The sequence below is a fragment of the Asanoa ishikariensis genome, assembly GCF_900107455.1.
Taxonomy (GTDB): Bacteria; Actinomycetota; Actinomycetes; order Mycobacteriales; family Micromonosporaceae; genus Asanoa; species Asanoa ishikariensis.
Genome location: NZ_FNQB01000001.1, coordinates 1239822 through 1256915, shown reverse-complemented (window position 1 = coordinate 1256915; position 17094 = coordinate 1239822). Strand labels below are relative to the sequence as shown.

Annotated in this window: 16 protein-coding genes; 8 read left to right on the top strand and 8 right to left on the bottom strand. The window is 70.5% G+C overall.

What is annotated here, in order from left to right; genetic code table 11:
* Positions 1 to 40 precede the first annotated feature (40 nt).
* Positions 41 to 1039 carry a glycoside hydrolase family 26 protein gene (locus tag BLV39_RS05965; RefSeq protein WP_239083731.1) on the top strand — a complete coding sequence of 333 codons (999 nt, stop codon included), beginning with the start codon at positions 41 to 43 and terminating at the stop codon, positions 1037 to 1039.
* On the opposite strand, the gene BLV39_RS05960 is transcribed toward BLV39_RS05965, so the two are convergent.
* Positions 1036 to 1749, bottom strand: coding sequence for a WecB/TagA/CpsF family glycosyltransferase (locus tag BLV39_RS05960; protein WP_090788190.1), 714 nt, complete (start codon positions 1747 to 1749; stop codon positions 1036 to 1038). The two genes, BLV39_RS05965 and BLV39_RS05960, sit on opposite strands and share 4 nt — an antisense overlap.
* A gap of 104 nt (positions 1750 to 1853) precedes the next feature.
* On the opposite strand from BLV39_RS05960, the gene BLV39_RS05955 reads away from it, so the two are divergent.
* The 5 genes from BLV39_RS05955 to BLV39_RS05935 are packed head-to-tail and all read left to right on the top strand — an operon-like array spanning position 1854 to position 7051.
* Positions 1854 to 2801 (top strand): sulfotransferase family protein, encoded by a 948-nt coding sequence (locus BLV39_RS05955; RefSeq protein ID WP_090788188.1) that lies wholly within the window; start codon positions 1854 to 1856, stop codon positions 2799 to 2801.
* Positions 2798 to 3715 carry a glycosyltransferase family 2 protein gene (locus tag BLV39_RS05950; protein ID WP_090788186.1) on the top strand — a complete coding sequence of 306 codons (918 nt, stop codon included), beginning with the start codon at positions 2798 to 2800 and terminating at the stop codon, positions 3713 to 3715. Before BLV39_RS05955 ends, BLV39_RS05950 begins: the two co-directional genes overlap by 4 nt.
* Before the next feature lie 31 nt (positions 3716 to 3746).
* Complete coding sequence (locus BLV39_RS05945) at positions 3747 to 4550, top strand: alpha/beta fold hydrolase (RefSeq protein ID WP_204082797.1); 804 nt, start codon at positions 3747 to 3749, stop codon at positions 4548 to 4550.
* Positions 4547 to 5785 carry a hypothetical protein gene (locus BLV39_RS05940; protein ID WP_090788182.1) on the top strand — a complete coding sequence of 413 codons (1239 nt, stop codon included), beginning with the start codon at positions 4547 to 4549 and terminating at the stop codon, positions 5783 to 5785. The genes BLV39_RS05945 and BLV39_RS05940 overlap by 4 nt, the downstream gene beginning before the upstream one ends.
* Before the next feature lie 60 nt (positions 5786 to 5845).
* A complete protein-coding gene (locus BLV39_RS05935) occupies positions 5846 to 7051 on the top strand; it encodes a GTP pyrophosphokinase (RefSeq protein ID WP_090788180.1) in 1206 nt (401 codons plus the stop codon).
* A 566-nt stretch (positions 7052 to 7617) separates the two neighbouring features.
* Here BLV39_RS05935 and BLV39_RS05930 read toward each other — a convergent pair.
* Positions 7618 to 8244 (bottom strand): RraA family protein, encoded by a 627-nt coding sequence (locus BLV39_RS05930; RefSeq protein WP_090788178.1) that lies wholly within the window; start codon positions 8242 to 8244, stop codon positions 7618 to 7620.
* A 4-nt stretch (positions 8245 to 8248) separates the two neighbouring features.
* Positions 8249 to 9499, bottom strand: coding sequence for an MFS transporter (locus tag BLV39_RS05925; RefSeq protein ID WP_090788176.1), 1251 nt, complete (start codon positions 9497 to 9499; stop codon positions 8249 to 8251).
* Positions 9500 to 9639: 140 nt separating this feature from the next.
* Here BLV39_RS05925 and BLV39_RS05920 point away from each other — a divergent pair, with 140 nt between their 5' ends.
* The gene (locus BLV39_RS05920) at positions 9640 to 10386 is read left to right on the top strand and encodes a CPBP family intramembrane glutamic endopeptidase (RefSeq protein WP_090788174.1); all 747 of its coding nucleotides are present in this window, start codon (positions 9640 to 9642) and stop codon (positions 10384 to 10386) included.
* A 69-nt stretch (positions 10387 to 10455) separates the two neighbouring features.
* Positions 10456 to 11478, top strand: a complete 1023-nt coding sequence (locus BLV39_RS05915) for an aldo/keto reductase (protein ID WP_090791178.1) — start codon at positions 10456 to 10458, stop codon at positions 11476 to 11478.
* On the opposite strand, the gene BLV39_RS05910 is transcribed toward BLV39_RS05915, so the two are convergent.
* The 5 genes from BLV39_RS05910 to BLV39_RS05890 all read right to left on the bottom strand — a co-directional run bounded on the left by BLV39_RS05910 (position 11475) and on the right by BLV39_RS05890 (position 17023).
* The gene (locus BLV39_RS05910) at positions 11475 to 12935 is read right to left on the bottom strand and encodes a metallophosphoesterase family protein (protein WP_143049652.1); all 1461 of its coding nucleotides are present in this window, start codon (positions 12933 to 12935) and stop codon (positions 11475 to 11477) included. The two genes, BLV39_RS05915 and BLV39_RS05910, sit on opposite strands and share 4 nt — an antisense overlap.
* A 79-nt stretch (positions 12936 to 13014) precedes the next feature.
* Positions 13015 to 14025: an ABC transporter ATP-binding protein gene (locus tag BLV39_RS05905; RefSeq protein ID WP_090788170.1), complete on the bottom strand. Its 1011-nt coding sequence runs from the start codon at positions 14023 to 14025 to the stop codon at positions 13015 to 13017.
* A complete protein-coding gene (locus tag BLV39_RS05900; protein WP_090788168.1) occupies positions 14009 to 15163 on the bottom strand; it encodes an ABC transporter ATP-binding protein in 1155 nt (384 codons plus the stop codon). The genes BLV39_RS05905 and BLV39_RS05900 overlap by 17 nt, the downstream gene beginning before the upstream one ends.
* Positions 15163 to 16104, bottom strand: coding sequence for an ABC transporter permease (locus BLV39_RS05895; protein ID WP_090788166.1), 942 nt, complete (start codon positions 16102 to 16104; stop codon positions 15163 to 15165). Before BLV39_RS05895 ends, BLV39_RS05900 begins: the two co-directional genes overlap by 1 nt.
* Positions 16097 to 17023 carry an ABC transporter permease gene (locus tag BLV39_RS05890; RefSeq protein ID WP_090788164.1) on the bottom strand — a complete coding sequence of 309 codons (927 nt, stop codon included), beginning with the start codon at positions 17021 to 17023 and terminating at the stop codon, positions 16097 to 16099. The genes BLV39_RS05895 and BLV39_RS05890 overlap by 8 nt, the downstream gene beginning before the upstream one ends.
* Between the last annotated feature and the right edge of the window lie 71 nt (positions 17024 to 17094).

The following is a 17094-nucleotide window of genomic DNA, read 5'->3' as shown; positions in this document are numbered from 1 at the left end:
ACGCCCGGGTTTACGGTCCGTCCGACGAAAGAGGAGAAACGTGGTCGCGCGTATCCCCGCCGCCGTTGTGTCCGTCATCGTTCTCGCCGCCGCACTGGCGGGCTGCACCGCGACCGACCCCTCACCGGCGCCGTCGGCCGATTTCGGCCGGCATCCCCCGGGGGTGGCGACCAGAACAGGACCGTTCGAGAGCGGACCGGTCAAGCCGCCCACGGACAGGGTCTGGGTCGGCGCCTGGGTCAAGCCGGCGGTGTGGGGGCAGGCGGGACGCCGCGACGCGGTGCTCGGTGTCGAGAAGAAGCTCGGTCGCCGGTTCGACGTGATCAACACCTACCGGACCTTCGACGAGAAGTTCTGGACCGAGACCGACAAGGAGTACGTGAAGCGCGGCAGCATCGTGATGGTCAGTTGGGCGTCCGGCGACACGCGATCCATGTTGGACGGTCAGCACGACGAGATGATCCGTGCGCAGGCGAAGCGGGTCGCGCGCGCGAAGCGGCCGGTGATGATGCGGTTCCGCTGGGAGATGGACCGACCCAACCTGCGGGCGACGATGTGGTCGCCGGAGGACTACATCGCGGCGTGGAAGTACACCCGGCAGATCTTCAAGGAGGAGGGCGCGACCAACGCGTCGTGGGTGTGGTGCCCGACCGCCGAGGGCTTCGACCGGGGTGACGCGCCGCTGTTCTACCCGGGCGACGACCAGGTCGACTGGACGTGCGTCGACGTCTACGCGAGCAGCTCGTACCGGCCGCTCGACGAGCTGATGGGCAACTTCCTGAAGTGGGCGGGCGAGCGGCCGAAGCCGATCATCGTGGGCGAGTTCGGGGTGGCCCGGGAGTGGGGGCCGGATCGCCGCGCGGAGTGGATGCGGGACGCGACGCGGGTGTTCCAGGCCAACCCGCAGATCCGCGCGGTCGCGTACTTCGACTCGGATCCGGACGACAACCCGTCGACCCTGCACTTCAAGATCTCCGACGACGAGCAGGCCTTCGCGGCGTTCAAGGAGTTGGCGGGGTCGTTGGCCAACGCTCCTTAGCGTCGGCTCGCGGTGGCCAACAGGCGCAGGGCGTACGGGGCGTCGTGGCGCAGGTAGCGGCGGGCCAGTCTCCTAGGTTCGGTCTTGAGCCGGTGCGCCCATTCCAGGCCGGCCCGCTGCATCCACGCCGGCGCACGGTGTTGGAGGCCGGCCACGAAGTTGACGGCCATGCCGCAGCCGAGGAACCAGGTGTCCGGCAGCTCGGCGCGCAGCCGGCCGATCAGCCGCTCCTGCCGGGGGAAGCCGATGCCGACGAAGACCAGGTCCGGTTTTGTCGCCCTGACGGTGGCGACGACCTCGTCGACCGCGGCGGGGTCAGCGTCGAAGCCGAAGGGTGGAGATTCGTGGCCGGCCACGCTCAGGCCCGGAAAGCGTTCGGCCAGCTTGTCGGCGGCCTGCTCGGCGAGCGCCGGTGAGTCGCCGCCGAGCACGAAGACCGAGCGGGCGTCCTCGGCCAGCCCCGCGGAGAGCGACCAGATGAGGTTGGAACCCGTGACCCGCTCCGGCAGCGGGTTGCGGGCCAGCCGGCTGGCCCAGACCAGCGGCATCCCGTCGGCGACGACCAGGGTGGCGTCGTCCAGGAAGGACCGCACCTCCGGGTCCAGCCTGGCCTGCCGGACGATGTCGACGTTGGGCGTGAGGATGCGCCCGCCGTGCCCGCGCGCCAGTGCCTGCCGAACCACGGTGACCACCCGGCGTTCGGTGATCATGTGGAGCCGAGAACCGTCCAGGTGAACTCGGGCAAATCCGTAATGAAGCGACACTTCGGCTCTCCCGCTCGTTATGTGTGTGAAACGAGCGAAGGTGGGTAAAAGTGGCACGGCTACTCTTCGTCGGCGGACTGGGCCGCAGCGGCACCACGCTGGTCGAACGGCTGCTCGGTGAGCTGCCCGGGGTCTGCGCGCTCGGGGAGGTCGTGCACCTCTGGCAACGCGACATCCGCGGCGACGAACGCTGCGGATGCGGCGACCGCTTCTCCGAATGCGAGTTCTGGACTCGGGTCGGCGAGCTCGCGTTCGGCGGCTGGTCCAACGTCGACGTCCACCGGGTGCTGGCGCTCCAAGCGACGGTGGAACGGACCCGGCACATCCCGCGGCTCGCCTCGACCCGGCTGCCCGACGACTACCGCGTGCGGGTGCGCGAGTACGCCGGCTACTACACCGCCGTCTACCAAGCGGCGGCCGAGGTGACCGGGGCGTCCGTGCTCGTCGACTCGTCCAAGCACAGCGCGCTGGCGCATTGCCTGCGCTGGTCCGCCGACCTCGACCTGCGGGTGGCGCACGTCGTACGCGATCCGCGCGGCGTCGCGCACAGTTGGACCAAGGTGGTGGCCCGGCCGGAGGCCGACGGCGAGAGCGAGATGACGCGCTACTCCCCCGGCCGCTCGGCCATGCTCTGGAACGCGCACAACGCCGCGTTCGGGTTGCTGGCCCGCCTTGGCGTGCCGTTGCTGCGAGTCCGCTACGAGCAGTTCGTCGCCGACCCGCGCGCGGGCCTGCACGCGCTGGCCTCCTTCGCCGGGCTCACCCTCGACGACTCCGATCTGGACTTCCTGACCGAGTCGCACGCCGACCTGACCACCGGGCACAGCGCCGCCGGCAACCCGATGCGGTTCTCGGTCGGCCGGATACCGCTGCGCCGCGACGACGGCTGGCTGCGCGGCCTGCCGGCCACCGACCGGCGGCTGGTCGGCGCGGTGTGCGCCCCGCTGCTGCGCGCCTACGGCTACCCGGTCATGGTCTCGCGCGGTGGTGCGCGGTGACCCCGTGGCCGTCGGTCGGTGTGGTCATCCCGACCCGCAACCGGCCGGAGTTGCTCCGGCGGGCGTTGGAAGCGGTGCGCCGGCAGGACTACCCGGGACAGTTGCGGGTCGTGGTGGCGTTCGACCAGACCGAGCCGGACCTGTTGCTGGCCACCACGGACGGCGTACCCGTGATGGTCATCTCGAACTGGCGCACGTCGGGTCTGGCCGGCACCCGCAACAGCGGGATCCTCGCCCTGGACACCGACCTGGTGGCCTTCTGCGACGACGATGACGAGTGGGCGCCGGACAAGCTGCGGGTCCAGGTGCCCGCGTTGCAGGCCTCCTCGGCCGAGTTCGCGACCTGCGCGATAGCCGTGTCGTACCAGGGAAAGGTCACTCCCCGGCTGGCCGGGATGGCGTCCGTCGGCGTGGCCGAGTTGGCCCGCTCGCGGATGGCGATGCTGCACTCGTCGACGTTCCTGATGTCGCGGTCCGCGCTGGTCGAGTCCGACCGGATCGGGCTGGTCGCGGAGGACGCGCCGGGCTCGCAGAACGAGGACTGGGACCTGCTGCTGCGGGCCGCCCGCCGGCATCCGATCGTGCACGTGGACGAGCCGCTGGTGCAGGTGCTCTGGGGGCGCAGTTCGCAATACGCGTACGAGTACCAGACGAAGATCTCCTCCCTGCGCTGGATGATGGACCGGCACCCGGAGATCCGCGGCTGCGCGCCTGGCGCGGCCCGGGTCTACGGCCAGCTCGCCTGCTGGAACGCGGCCTCCGGCAACCGCGCCGAGGCGTGGAAGTGGACCCGGCAGGCGGTGCGGGCCAACTGGCGCGAGCCGCGCACGGCGATCGCCATGGCCGCGCTGACCGGCGCCGTCAAGGTCGAGAACGTGCTTTCGACCCTGCACCGGTACGGCCGGGGGATCTGAAACTGTCACTGGGCGCGGCTACATTCACGCCGTGAAGGTGACAGTCGCCGAAGGCGTCGGGCTCAACGTGCTCCACACGGCGGGCCCGTCGGCGCCCGCGTTCGTGCTCGTCCACGGGTTGGCGTCCAACGCCCGGCTCTGGTCCGAGGTGGCTTCGGCGCTGGCCGCGGCCGGGCATCCGTCCTACGCCGTCGACCTGCGCGGGCATGGCGAGTCGGATCTGCCCTCCTCAGGCTTCTCCACCGCGGCCGCGGCGGCTGACCTGGCCGCCGTGATCGCTTCCCTGGGTCTCTCCCGACCGATCGTCGCGGGTCAGTCGTGGGGCGGCAACGTCGTCGTGCGGTTGGCGGCTGCCTTTCCCGGGGTCGTCGGAGCGCTGGCCCTGGTCGACGGCGGCTGGATCGACCTGCCCGCCACGTTCGGCTCCTGGTCCGCGTGCGCGGCCGCGTTGCGGCCGCCGGAGCTCGACGGCCTGCGAGCTTCCGATTTCCGCGCGCGGCTGCGGTCCGGGCACCCGGACTGGTCCGCCTCCGCCGTCGAGGCGACCCTGGCCAACCTGCGGGTCGACGCTGACGGGCTGGTGTCGCGGCGGTTGCCCGTCGCGCGGCATATGGAGATCCTGCGGAGCATGTACGACGAGCCGCCTGCGCAGTGGTATCCGGCGTTGACGATGCCTGTCCTGCTGATGCCGGCCGGTCGGGGTCTTCCGTCGCCTTCGGTCGCCGCGTCGATCCCTGACGCCGTTGTACGTCCTTACGCCGGTGGCGACCACGACCTGCACGCACAACACCCCGCCGAGGTGGCCGCCGATCTCCTCTCGCTGGTGCGGTCATGAGCCGGCTGCTGGTGGTGATGGGCTCCGGCGAGACGGCGCCGACGATGGTCAAGCCGCACCGGGCGGTGTTCGAGCGGGTGACCGGCCCCAGCGTGCTGCTCGACACGCCCTACGGCTTCCAGTCCAACGCCGACGACATCTCGGAGCGCGCGGTCCGCTACTTCGACCAGAGCGTCGGTCGCACGGTCTCGGTGGTCTCGTGGCGGAGGCCGCCGGTCGACGCGGTGGCCCAGGAGCTCGCGCTCGCGTCTTTACGTGCGGCTGGTTGGGTGTTCGCCGGTCCGGGCAGCCCGACCTACACGCTGCGGCAGTGGCGGGAGACCGCGATCCCCGAGCTTCTGGCCGACAAGCTGGCCCGTTCGGGCGTGGTGCTGTTCGCGTCCGCAGCAGCGTTGACCTTGGGCACGCACACGGTGCCGGTCTACGAGATCTACAAGGCCGGCATCGAGCCGCACTGGGAGCCGGGGCTCAACCTGATCGAGGGCGTGTTGGGTTTCCCGGCGGTGCTCATCCCGCACTACGACAACGCGGAGGGCGGCAACCACGACACCCGCTACTGCTACCTGGGCGCGCAGCGCCTGGCCGCTCTCGAGGCTTCGCTTCCACCGGGCCACCTGATCATCGGCGTCGACGAGCACACGGCGGTCGTCTTCGACCTCGACGCGAAGACGGCGACGGTGTCCGGCAACGGGGCGCTGACGCTGCGCCGGTCGGGCGTGAGCGCGGTCTTCCCTGCGGGCACAGTGCTGTCTTTCGCGGACCTCTCGGCTGGCCCGTCGGCCGCGGTGGTCCCGGTCCCCGTGGCGCTCCCGGCCCTCGACCTCGCCTCGCCGGCCGACCAGCCCTCGTTGCGGGGTGCGGCCGATGCCCTCGACGCCCGATTCACCACGGCCCTCGCGGCACGCGACGTCGACACCTGCGTGGCGGCGATGCTCGAGCTCGAGCAGGCCATCGTCGACTGGGCCGGCGACACCGAGACCAACGACGGCGCCGACCATCCACGGTCGGTGCTGCGCGGCATGGTGGTCCGGCTCGGCGAGCTAGCCCGGCGGGGCGCGGCCGACCCGGCCGAGACGGTCGGGCCGTTCGTCGAGGCCTTGGTAGAGCTACGCACGAGGGCCAGGGAAAACCGCGACTACGCCACCTCCGATGCGGTCCGCGACCGGCTGACAACGGCCGGCGTCGAACTGCGCGACACCCCCGACGGCCCGACCTGGCACCTCACGACCGAATAGCGATTGCCCGCTGGTCATACAATTCCAGTCTCGACCGTCTCGCGGGAAGGCCCGAGCTTCATGGAGGACCGGACCGTCTCGAAACTTCGGGTCCAGTACGAGTCGGACTGGCCGCGTTATCAACGGTTCGCGGACGCGTTGCGCATTCTGCTGGACAGCCTGTGCCGGGAGACCGACATAGAAATCGACTCGGTCGAGGCGCGGGCGAAAGACGGCAAGAGCGTGGCGGAGAAGCTGCGCCGCAAGACCTACAAAGACCTGGACTCGTTGACTGACAAGATCGGCGTACGGGTCATCACCCGCTACCTCGGCGACGTGGAAGAGGTCACCCAACTCGTCGAGCGCGAGTTCGAGATCGTCGAAGCGGTGCACCACGGCCGCGGCAACGTAGCCACCTTCGGATACAGCAGCGAGCACATGCTCATCCGGCTCCGCGAGCCGCGCAGTTCGCTGCCCGAATGGAGCGACTACAAGGACCTCGTCGCGGAGTTGCAGGTCAGGTCGATCCTGCAACACGCGTGGGCGCTGATCAGCCACAGTCTGGAATACAAAACCGAAAGCGAGGTCCCGGAAGACGGCCGGCGAAAGCTCTACCGCGTGGCCGCGATGCTGGAAACCAGCGACGAACTGTTCGACGACTTCCGCGAGAGCGTGACATCCACCCGCAAGCTGTACCGCTCAAAGGAAGGCCGCGCCGAGTGGCGACGCCTGCCGGTCGACCGGGACGCCCTCCGCGAGATGTGGTCCAAGCTACCGATCCGCCAACTCCACGACGCGGCCGAATCGGCCGGCTGGCGATCCGACTCGGACACGAAATCCATGATCGACCTATGGTCGACACCAGATCGACAAACAGACACCTCGGGGCTGTGGGAAAACAGCGTCTCCCGCCTGGTGACGGCCCTACGCCGCGGCGGCATCGAAACCCTGGGTGAACTCGCCGACCTCATGACGAGAGCAGCCAACGACAAGCAATGGTTGGCGGGCTTCCGCGAGGAAAGCTCTACCTACACCCCCTGGGCGGTAGCGCCAGACATCGTGCTGCTCTACCTGATATCCGAGGGCGGCGACGGCGAACTGGAACGGATAGCCCGCCGAAGCGGCTTGGCCGACGACCTGACGAACGCCGCCGACCGATACGGGAAACGCCAGGCGACCCAGCCCGACCGCTCGACAAGAGATCGGCGCCCGGCCAAGGCTTCTCAACCGCCGCGGCAGATCAAGCCACGCGACCAAGAACCGGCGACCCAGTCCGAAGACCCCTAGCGCACGTCCTACCGATCAAGCCGGCGTCACCGCCGGCCTTTAGCCGGGGTGGGGGCGATGGTGCGGCCGCCGGAAGCTCGCCGGTGGCCGCGACGGTCTGATCGCGGCCATGGCTGAGGCCGCCGCGACGTGCCAGCTCGCCTTACCGCTGCTGGGCATCGGCGATACCGAGGCGGTGGCGGGGTTGTTCCCCGGCGGCGCACATGTTCCGGCATGTGCCTACGTGCCAAAACACGTAGGCCCGCGCGAAGACTCCCGACCGCCGTCCGCGGGGATGGCGCCGGCCGACGATCCGCACTGACGTCCCGTCACCGGCGCCGAAACCGAACGCGGTCACCGCCTCCACGGCAGCGGCCGGCAAATCCCGCGACCCGCCAGGCAACCAGTCCACACCAGCGCCACAGCCGCCGGAACCACACGTGGTCACTGCCCCCACGACAGCGGCCGGCACACCCCACACCCCGCCCGACAACCAGCCCACACCAGCGTGCTCGGCCGCCAGCCAATCCGACGCAGGCAGCGCGAACCGGCCACGCCTTCGCAGGCGCCGCTGGAGGGCGGCGCCTTTAGTTCTCGACGAAGCCGTTCTCGCGGAGGATCGCGTCGATGCGGGCGTGATGCGCCGCTTCCCACTCGTCGAGCGTCTCCTCCGCCTCCGCGGCGAGTTTCGCTCGGGCGCCTTCGAGAACAGTGGTGCGGTGGTCGTGCGGGATCACCACGACGCCCTCCTCGTCGGCCACCACCAGGTCGCCCGGGTGCACCAGCACTCCTCCGCAGCGGGCCGGTTCGTCGAGCGGCGTCACCGCTGCCTTGGTGCCGGGTTTCGGGATCACGCCCCGGGCGAAGACCGGGAAGCCCATCTCGCGCACCTCGGCCAGGTCGCGGATCACACCGTCCACGACGAAGCCCGCGATCCCCCGCCGGTGCGCCACAGCGCAGACGTTCCCGCCCGCCACCGCGTAGTCGACGTCGCCGGTCTCGACCACCACCACCGAGCCGGCCGGCGCGCGGTAGATCGCCGCGTGCAGCATCAGGTTGTCGCCCGGCGGGCAGCGCACCGGATAGGCCGGGCCCGCGAACCGGGGCATCGGTGCCCACAGTGGGCGGACGCCGAAATCCATTACCTGGCTGCGGTCCAGCAGGTCGGCGAACGTCGTCGTGGGTACGGTCGCGAAGTCGTTAAGGAAGGGCACCTTGTTAACGCTTTCCGTTGTATAAGGGTCCCTTGCTAACGCGAGGGATGGCGGGCACTCGCTGGCGCAGGCCCCACCGCACGATGGGCGGGTAGGCCAGGCCGGCCACCGCGAACACCGCCGCCAGCACGACCCATCCCGGCCCGCCCCAGCCTATTACCAAGCCGGTGAGCAGTGGCGGCGCCAGCATGTTGCCTATTTGGCGTCCTGTTTGCAGTGCGCCCTGATATTGGCCCTGTGCCCAGTCCGGCGCCAGGTCGAAGGCCACCGCGAACGTCGCGCTGGAGAGCCAGAGCTCGCCCAGCACGTGCACCGCCGCGGCCGTCAGGACCAGCGCGCCGGCCAGTCGGGCCGAGCGGCCGGCGGTCAGCGCGAAGAGGACACAGGACGCGGCGACCACCAGTGCCCCGCGGCGGCTGACCGGCACCGCGTCGGCCGCGGTCGAGACGCCGCGCGACGCCCAGACCTGGAGCGTGACGCAGCCGATCGTGTTGACCAGCAACGCGGCCGAGACCAGGGTGGCCGGTGCGTGGGTGCGGGTCACCAGCCAGAGCGGCAGGGCCAGCGCCAACAGCCCGTTGTACAGGGAGGCGACCACTCCGTCGACCAACGCGAACGCCACGAACGGCCGGTCGCGGAGGGCCGCCAGCCTTGGTCCGCCGGGCGGCCGCGGTGCGCGCGTGACCTGGCCCGCGCGGCTGGCCACCACCGCCGCGAGCAGGTAGCTGGCCGTGTTGCCGAACAGCACCGCCAGGTAGCCGGCCCGGCTGTCGAGCAACAGCGGCACCGCGGCGGCGGCGGTTCCTAGGGCGATGCCGGCGTTGTTGGTCGAGCGGATGAACGCCCGCGTGCGGACCCGCTCGGCCGGCGGCACCGCGCCCGCGATCATCGCGCCGGTCGCCGCTTTGACCGTCGCGTCGCCCACCGCGATCACGCAGGCGAGCAGCGCGTACGACCACAGGTGGTGCACCCGGGTCAGCCCCGCGAAGCACCCCGCGAGCGCGAGCAGCGCCGCCACCTGCACCCCGCGCGGCCCCCACCGGTCGACCAACGCGCCCATCGGCGTGCTCAAAACGATCCCGGCGAACGCGGCGGCACTGAGCCCCAACGCGACCTGACCCGGCGTCAGGCCGACCGAGCGGGTGAGGAACAACGCCCCCGTGGCCAGGTACGCGCCATTGCCGACCGTGTTCACCAGCGTGGCGAACATCAGGACCCGCGGCGTACCCGGCGCCGGCAGCAGCTTGCCGATCATGGGTCGATCTAACAATACGTACGTACGGTTTGCAAGCGGTAGGGCCAGCACCCCACCAACCCGGCGGCTGGCCGGATCGACCCGACCCACTCCGGTGACCACGATGGACAGTGCCTGCATCCCGCGACCAGGAGCGGACCATGACCGTCACAGCCACCAAGCAGACAACGCAGTACACCCGCACCGGCGTGCTGGCCGTCTGGGCCGCCGCGGCGCTGCCGATGGCCGCGCTGGCCTGGGTCGTCGCGCCCGCGATAGCCGGACCGGACCCGAGCCCACGCCGGTTCGCCGAGGCCCTCATCGGCGCACTCACCGCCGGCCTGGTCTGGCAGTTCCTCCTGGCGTGGATCTTGGCAAACCGAGAAAGCCGAGAGACCCGCAGCATTCGGGACGCACTCTGGCTACGTGCACCCAAAACCGAGACCCGGCGCGGCGGCCGACTCTGGCTCTGGGCGATCCCGTTCGCCCTCGGCTTCGCCGCGCTCGAGTTCCTGCCGATCAACGTGCCACCCGTAGCCAGCCACGACTTCGGCGCCTTCCTGAGCTCCGAAGACGGCCAGGCCGCGCTGCGCGACAACTGGCCACTGTTCGCCGCCATCGTCATGATGCTGACGTTCAACACCGTCCTCGGCGAAGAGCTCCTGTTCCGCGGCCTGCTGCTGCCAAGGATGCGGGCGGCGTTCGGCAAGACCGACTGGATCGCCAACGCGGTCCTGTTCGGCGCGTACCACCTGCACCAGCCCTGGTCGATTCCCACCGCGACGCTGTCCGGCCTGCTCTTCGCCTACCCGACGAAGCGCTTCCGCAGCGCCTGGCTGGGCATCCTGATCCACTCCACCCAGTTGATCTTCTTCACCGCGCTGCTCCTAGGACTCGTCCTGGCCTAACACCCCGCCGCGCACCTGAGGTGCTCTCGGGTTAGATTGGCCCGGCCAATGATCAGCACGGAGGTCGGCATGCGCTACTGCAAGCTCGGGTCCACGGGAACCATCGTGTCGACGCTGTGCCTCGGCACGATGACGTTCGGCAACGAGACCGACGAGGCCGGCTCCCACGCCCAGCTCGACCGGTTCGTCGAGGCCGGCGGCACCTTCCTCGACACCGCCGACGTCTACTCGCGGGGCATCTCAGAGCAGATCATCGGGCGCTGGCTGCGCGACCGTCCCGACGTGCGCGACCGGCTGGTGATCGCGACCAAGGGCCGTTTCCCGATGGGCGACGGCGGCAACGACGCCGGGCTCTCCCGGGTGCACCTGTCCCGTGCGCTGGACGCGAGCCTGACCCGGCTCGGCGTCGAGACGATCGACCTCTACCAGGCGCACGCCTGGGACCCGCAGACCCCGATCGAAGAGACGCTGCGCTTCTTCGACGACGCCGTACGCGCGGGCAAGATCCGTTATGTCGGTGTCAGCAACTTCGTCGGCTGGCAGTTGCAGAAGGCGACGCTGCTGGCCCGGTTCGGCGGCCTCTCGCCGATCGTGACGGTGCAGCCGCAGTACAACCTGCTGGCCCGCGACATCGAGCACGAGGTCGTGCCGGTCTGCCTCAACGAGGGCATCGGCATCCTGCCCTGGTCGCCGCTCGGCGGCGGCTGGCTGACCGGTAAGTACCGCCGCGACGAACTGCCGACCGGCGCGACCCGGCTGGGCGAGAACCCCAACCGGGGCGTCGAGGCGTACGCCGGCCGCAACGCCTCCGAGCAGACCTGGCAGGTGGTCGACGCCGTGCGTGCGGTCGCCGAGGCGCGCGACGCGTCGATGGCGGCCGTCGCACTGGCCTGGCTCGCCGACGCGCCCGCTGTCACGTCGGTGATCCTCGGCGCCCGCACGACCGAGCAGCTCGACGACAACCTGACCGCCGGCGACCTAGTGCTCGACGCCGCCGAACGCGCCCGCCTCGACGAGGCCAGCGCACCGCGCGTCGCCGACTACCCCTACGGCCCGGCCGGCGTCGGCCAGCAGTCCCGCAAGATCCCCTAAGAGCACCCGACGAACTGCGCCGGCCCGAGGTCACAGTCGGTGCCGGCCACCACCGTGCCGGCCTGGTCGAAGAACCGCACGTTCCACCGAGGCGACAGGTCGCGCAGCACCGCGTACCCGAACTCGCGCCGGGTGATGAGCTGCCCCAGCGGCTCACCGTCGACGTCCTTGCCGATCATGTCGCCGTCGACCCAGTCCTGCCGGTCGAGTGTGGTGCCCGACGCGCCCACGGTGAGCTGCGGCGGCCGGCGGGCCGCGGTGGTGACGCCGAAGTCGAGCGCCTGGTACAGGTGCACGTGGCCCGACAGCACCACGGTGATCCGCTGGTCGAGCTGATGAGCGCCGGACGCCCGCACCGCGTCGTCGAGCAACTCGTCGATCCACCGTGGGTTGTTGCTGGCGGTGCGCCCGTGCACGGCCCACAGCGGCGTGTGGCTGAGCAGGAAGTTGTCGCCGCCGCGCACCAGGTTGTTGTTGATCTCGTTGAACTGCGCCGTATAGGTCGCCAGGCGAGCGCCGTGATCGCAGGTCGAGCCTTCGTCGGACGCGCACGACGTGTCCATCACGATCAGCCCGAGCGTCCCCGCGTCGATCCGCTCCGGCGGCGTGAAGTCCTCAGGGTGCGAACCGGAACACGCGGTCGTGCTCGGCGTGGTCGCCAGGTACCGGAACCACACCTCGCCGCTGCGTCCGCAGTTCTCGTGGTTGCCGCGGACGAACACGAACGGCGCCTGGCCGAGCAGGTTCTCCGCCGGCAGGAAGAAGTCGGTGACCAGACAGCCCCAGGTGTGTGCGTTGTTGCCGAGCCCCGTAGCACCGCACAGTGGCGTCGGCTGCCGGCTGGGCCTGGTCCGATAGAGGTAGTCGCCGACGTGGACGACCAGGTCGGGCGGCACCGGGCGGACGGCGGCGCTGTCCGTCACCGGCAACAGCGGCCAGCCCGGTGGCGTGCAGTCCTGCATCGGGCCGGCGTCCGGGATGCGGCACCCGGTGTCGCCGATGACGGCGATGTTCTCAGGCCGAGGCTTGGTCGCGTTGGGCCGCGTCCAGTCGGGCAACGGCACGACACCGAACGGATCGGGATGCACGGGTACGCCGACGCCGCCGGTGTCGATCCGCGCGGCGGTGACGGCCCGCTCGACCCGCAGGGCGCACAGGGTGGCCGAGGTCGGATAGCGATCCAGCCGGGACTCGAGCGCCATTTGCCGCTTCGAGGACTGACCGCCGACCGTGACCACCAGCGAAGGGCAGTCGGCTTCCGGGGTGGCGTACCTGACCTGGGTCCCGCCCGGCGTCAACTGTGTCCACGCGAAGGCCATCAGCGGCGGGTCCTGCGGCCCGTAGCCGCGGTCCTGTCCGGTATCGGGACGCGCCGCGGGCGCCGGTCCCGAGATGAGCGAGGCCACCAGCAGCACGCTGACCGCGACCGCGAACCGCACGACAGACCGACGTTTCACCCAGACCCCCACCGACGAGCAACCTCGGGGATCATTCCAGGATTAACCGAGCAAATAGGGCAGTGACACCCCAAGCGCGCTAGGCGATGACCTGGTGAAGCTCCGCGTAGTGGCAGGCGGACGGGTGCGGGTCGACGGCCCGCTGCGACAGTGGTGGTTCCTCGCTCGCGCAGCGCGGCTGCGCCTTCCAGCAACGGGTCCGGAAGCGGCAGCCGCTGGGCGGATCGGCCGGCGACGGCACGTCACCGGTCAGCCGGATGATCTGGCGGCGGGACCGGGCCGTCGGGTCCGGCACCGGGACCGCCGACAGCAGCGCCTGCGTGTACGGGTGGGTCGGGCGCAGGTAGACCTGGTCGGACGTGCCGGTCTCGACGATCCGGCCGAGGTACATCACGGCGATCCGGTCGCTGATGTGGCGGACCACCGACAGATCGTGCGCGATGAAGATGTACGCCAGCCCGAGCTCGTCCTGGAGCCGCTCCAGCAGGTTGACGACCTGCGCCTGCACCGACACGTCCAGGGCCGACACCGGCTCGTCGCAGATGATCACCTCGGGCCGCAGGGCGAGCGCGCGGGCGATGCCGATGCGCTGGCGCTGGCCGCCCGAGAACTGGTGCGGGTAGCGGTTGGCGTGCTCCGGCGAGAGGCCGACCTGGTCCAGGAGCTCCCGTACCGCCTGGTCGCGGTTGCCCTTCGGAGCCGCCTCCGGGTGGATGTCGAACGGCTCGCCGACGATGTCCGCGACGGTCATCCGAGGGTTCAGCGACGTGTACGGGTCCTGCATGACCATCTGCATCGAACGGCGCAGCCGGCGCAGGTCGCCGGCGCGCATCCGGAAGAGGTCGTGGCCCTTGAGGTACGCGCGGCCGGCGGTCGGCGTCTCTAGCCGCATCAGCAGCTTGGCCAGCGTCGACTTTCCGCAGCCGGACTCGCCGACCAGCCCGAGCGTCTCGCCGGGACGCAGCTCGAAGCTGACCCCGTCGACCGCCTTGACCGCGCCGACCTTCTTCGGCAGCAGCACGCCGCGGCTGATCGGGTAGTGCTTGACGGCGTTCTCGACCCGCAGGATCGGCTCAGGCAAGACGGGCATCGAGTGCCTCCGGCGGGAAGTGGCAGGCGCTGGCCCGGTCGAGCCGGCCGATCCGCACCAGCGTCGGCGCGGTCATCCGGCACACCTGCTGCGCCCACGGGCACCGCGGGTGGAAGGCACAGCCGTCGGGAATGGCCGCTGGGTTCGGTGGCGTCCCGCTGATCGAGTGCAGGCCGTGCCCGCGATGGTCCAGGCGGGGCACCGAGGCCAACAGACCCCGGGTGTACGGGTGCGCGGGCTGCGCGTACAACGTGTGCACGTCGGCGTGCTCGACGACCCGGCCGGCGTACATCACGGTGATCCGGTCCGCGACGTCGGCGACGACGCCGAGGTCGTGCGTGATCAGGATGAGCGCCATCTCGAGCTCGGCCCGCAACGTCGCCAGCAGGTCCATGATCTGGGCCTGCACCGTCACGTCCAGCGCGGTGGTCGGCTCGTCCGCGATCAGCACCTTCGGCCGCATGGCCAGCGCCATCGCGATCATGACGCGTTGCCGCATGCCGCCGGAGAACTGGTGCGGATAGTCGTCGACGCGCTCCGCCGCGGCCGGGATCTGCACCATGTCCATGAGCTCGATCGCGCGGCGCCGCGCGTCGGCCTTGTTGATCCCGCGCCGCGACCGGAGCGCCTCGCTGATCTGCCACCCGACCGGGAAGACGGGGTTGAGCGCGGACAGCGCGTCCTGGAAGACCATCGCGATCTCCTGGCCACGCACCTGCCGGCGACGGTCGGCGGACACCGTCAGCAGGTCCTCGCCGCCGAAGAGGACCTGGCCGCTGCGTACCACTGCCGGTGGGGTGTCCAGGATGCCCATCACGGCCTGCGCGGTGACCGACTTGCCGGACCCGGACTCACCGAGGATGGCCAGCGTCTCCCCGGGGTCGACGTGGAACGACACCCCGTTGACCACATGCGCGACGCCGTCCCGGGTGCCGAACTCGACCCGCAGGTCGCGCACGTCGAGCAGGTGCTCACCGGAGCGCGGCTGGTTGACCCGCGCCCGGCTCGGCGGCGTCGACCAGGCCGCGGTCGGCGTGTCCCAGCCACCCCGGTTCGGGTCGTCCCATCCGGCGACGACCGGTGCGGCGGGCGCGGGCTGGTTCGGCCATTGCTGCTGGTACGGATTCGAGTAGGTCATCAGCGCAGCTTCGGGTCGAAGGCGTCCCGGATGGCGTCGCCGAGCATGATGAAGGCGAGCACCGTCAGGGTGAGGAATACCGAGGGCGCGACCAGTGGCGTGGCCGACTCCCGGACGTGCTTGCCGGCGGTCGCGATGTCGATGCCCCAGGAGATCGCCGGCGGTCGCAACCCGATGTTGAGGAACGACAGGGTCGCCTCGGTCGCGATGAACGTGCCGAGCGCGATGGTCAGCACCACGATGAACGGCGCGAGCGCGTTCGGCAGGATGTGCCGCCACATGATCCGCAGCGGGCCGGCGCCGAGCATCCGGGCCGCGGCGACGTAGTCCTGGCTGCGCGCCGCGATCACCGACGAGCGCATCACCCGGGCCGCGGTGGTCCAGCCGAGGATGCCCAGCACGATGACCACGGTCGCGATGCCGGAGCCCTGTTGGTCGGCGGAGAGGCGCTTGCTCAGCACGATGGCGGCCAGCAGCAGCGGGATGCCGAGCACGACGTCGACCACCCGGGACAGCACGGCGTCGAGCCAGCCGCCGAAGTAGCCGGCCAGCATGCCGAAGACCAGGCCGATCACCCCGGTCATGAGTACGGCGAAGACGCCGACCAGCACCGACGCTCGGGCGCCGTGCACGGTGCGGGAGAAGACGTCACAACCCTGGAAGTCGTAGCCGAAGATCGCGCCACCGGACGGACCGGCGAACTGCCGGCGGGTGGTGCAGGCGGTCGGGTCGGCCGAGCTGAACAGTCCCGGCGCGACCGCCATCAGCACGACCAGCACGACCAGGGCCGAGGCCACCCAGAAGATCCAGTTGCGGCGGAGGTCGTACCAGGCGTCGGCGGTCAGGCTGCGTGTCCTGGCGGTCGACGCGGGGCCGGCGGACGGGTCGGCCGACGGGCGGACGCCGAGCTCGCTGGTGGCCGCCATCTCCAGGTCACTCATACCGGATCCTCGGGTCGAGTACGGCGTAGAGCAGGTCGACGAGCAGGTTCGTGACCAGGAAGACGACGACCAGCACGCTGACGAAGCCGACCACCAGCGGGCCGTCCTCGGTCTGGATGCCCAGGAGCAGCTTGGAGCCGACGCCCGGGATGTTGAACACGCCCTCGGTGATGATCGCGCCGGCCATCAGCGTGCCGAGGTCGACGCCGATCAGGGTGATCACCGGGATCATCGAGTTGCGCAGCACGTGCACGGCGACCACCCGGCGGGCCGAGAGCCCCTTCGCACGGGCGGTGCGCACGTAGTCGGCGCGGACGTTCTCGGCCACCGAGGCGCGGGTCAACCGCAGCATGGTCGCGGTCGAGGCCGCGCCGAGCACGAGCGCGGGCAGGATCAGCCCGTAGAGGCTGGGTCTGGCGCCGGCCGTGGTCGGGAACCAGCCGAGCTTGACGCCGAAGACGAGTTGGGCGATCGGGGCCAACACGATGATCGGCAGCCCGACGACGACCAGGGTGAGCGCGAGCGTGGTGTTGTCGAAGGCGCTCCCGCGCCGCAGGCCGGCGACCAGGCCGGCGCCGATGCCGAACAGCGTGGCGAAGAACAGCGCGAGCAGCGCGAGCTTGATCGTGTTGGGCCAGGCGTCGGACATCACGTCGCCGATCGGCCGGCCGGTGAGGGTCTTGCCGAAGTCGCCGGTCAGCAGGCCCCGCATGTAGTAGCCGTACTGCACCACGAACGGGTCGTTCAGGTGGTACTGCTCGGTCAGCACCTGCCGGACGTTGTCACTGACCGGCCGGTCGCCGGCGAGCGCCTGGATCGGGTCGTTCTGGTTCGCGAACATCAGCGCGTACACCACGAAGGTCGCCCCGATGAAGGTGACGACCATCTGGAGAAGACGCCTGATGATGTAGCGAGCCATGCGTGCCAGTCTCTGTGCGCCGGGTGCGGGGGGATGATCCGGAAGGTGAACTTACCCCGCGTCCCCTGACG

Bases quoted from the DNA above. Each gene is read 5' to 3' on its own strand.
- BLV39_RS05935 (WP_090788180.1), top strand. From the start codon at position 5,846: ATGGAGGACCGGACCGTCTCGAAACTTCGGGTCCAGTACGAGTCGGAC.
- BLV39_RS05895 (WP_090788166.1), bottom strand. From the start codon at position 16,104: ATGAGTGACCTGGAGATGGCGGCCACCAGCGAGCTCGGCGTCCGCCCG.
- BLV39_RS05960 (WP_090788190.1), bottom strand. From the start codon at position 1,749: ATGATCACCGAACGCCGGGTGGTCACCGTGGTTCGGCAGGCACTGGCG.
- BLV39_RS05900 (WP_090788168.1), bottom strand. From the start codon at position 15,163: ATGACCTACTCGAATCCGTACCAGCAGCAATGGCCGAACCAGCCCGCG.
- BLV39_RS05890 (WP_090788164.1), bottom strand. From the start codon at position 17,023: ATGGCTCGCTACATCATCAGGCGTCTTCTCCAGATGGTCGTCACCTTC.
- BLV39_RS05905 (WP_090788170.1), bottom strand. From the start codon at position 14,025: ATGCCCGTCTTGCCTGAGCCGATCCTGCGGGTCGAGAACGCCGTCAAG.
- BLV39_RS05940 (WP_090788182.1), top strand. From the start codon at position 4,547: ATGAGCCGGCTGCTGGTGGTGATGGGCTCCGGCGAGACGGCGCCGACG.
- BLV39_RS05915 (WP_090791178.1), top strand. From the start codon at position 10,456: ATGCGCTACTGCAAGCTCGGGTCCACGGGAACCATCGTGTCGACGCTG.
- BLV39_RS05925 (WP_090788176.1), bottom strand. From the start codon at position 9,499: ATGATCGGCAAGCTGCTGCCGGCGCCGGGTACGCCGCGGGTCCTGATG.
- BLV39_RS05920 (WP_090788174.1), top strand. From the start codon at position 9,640: ATGACCGTCACAGCCACCAAGCAGACAACGCAGTACACCCGCACCGGC.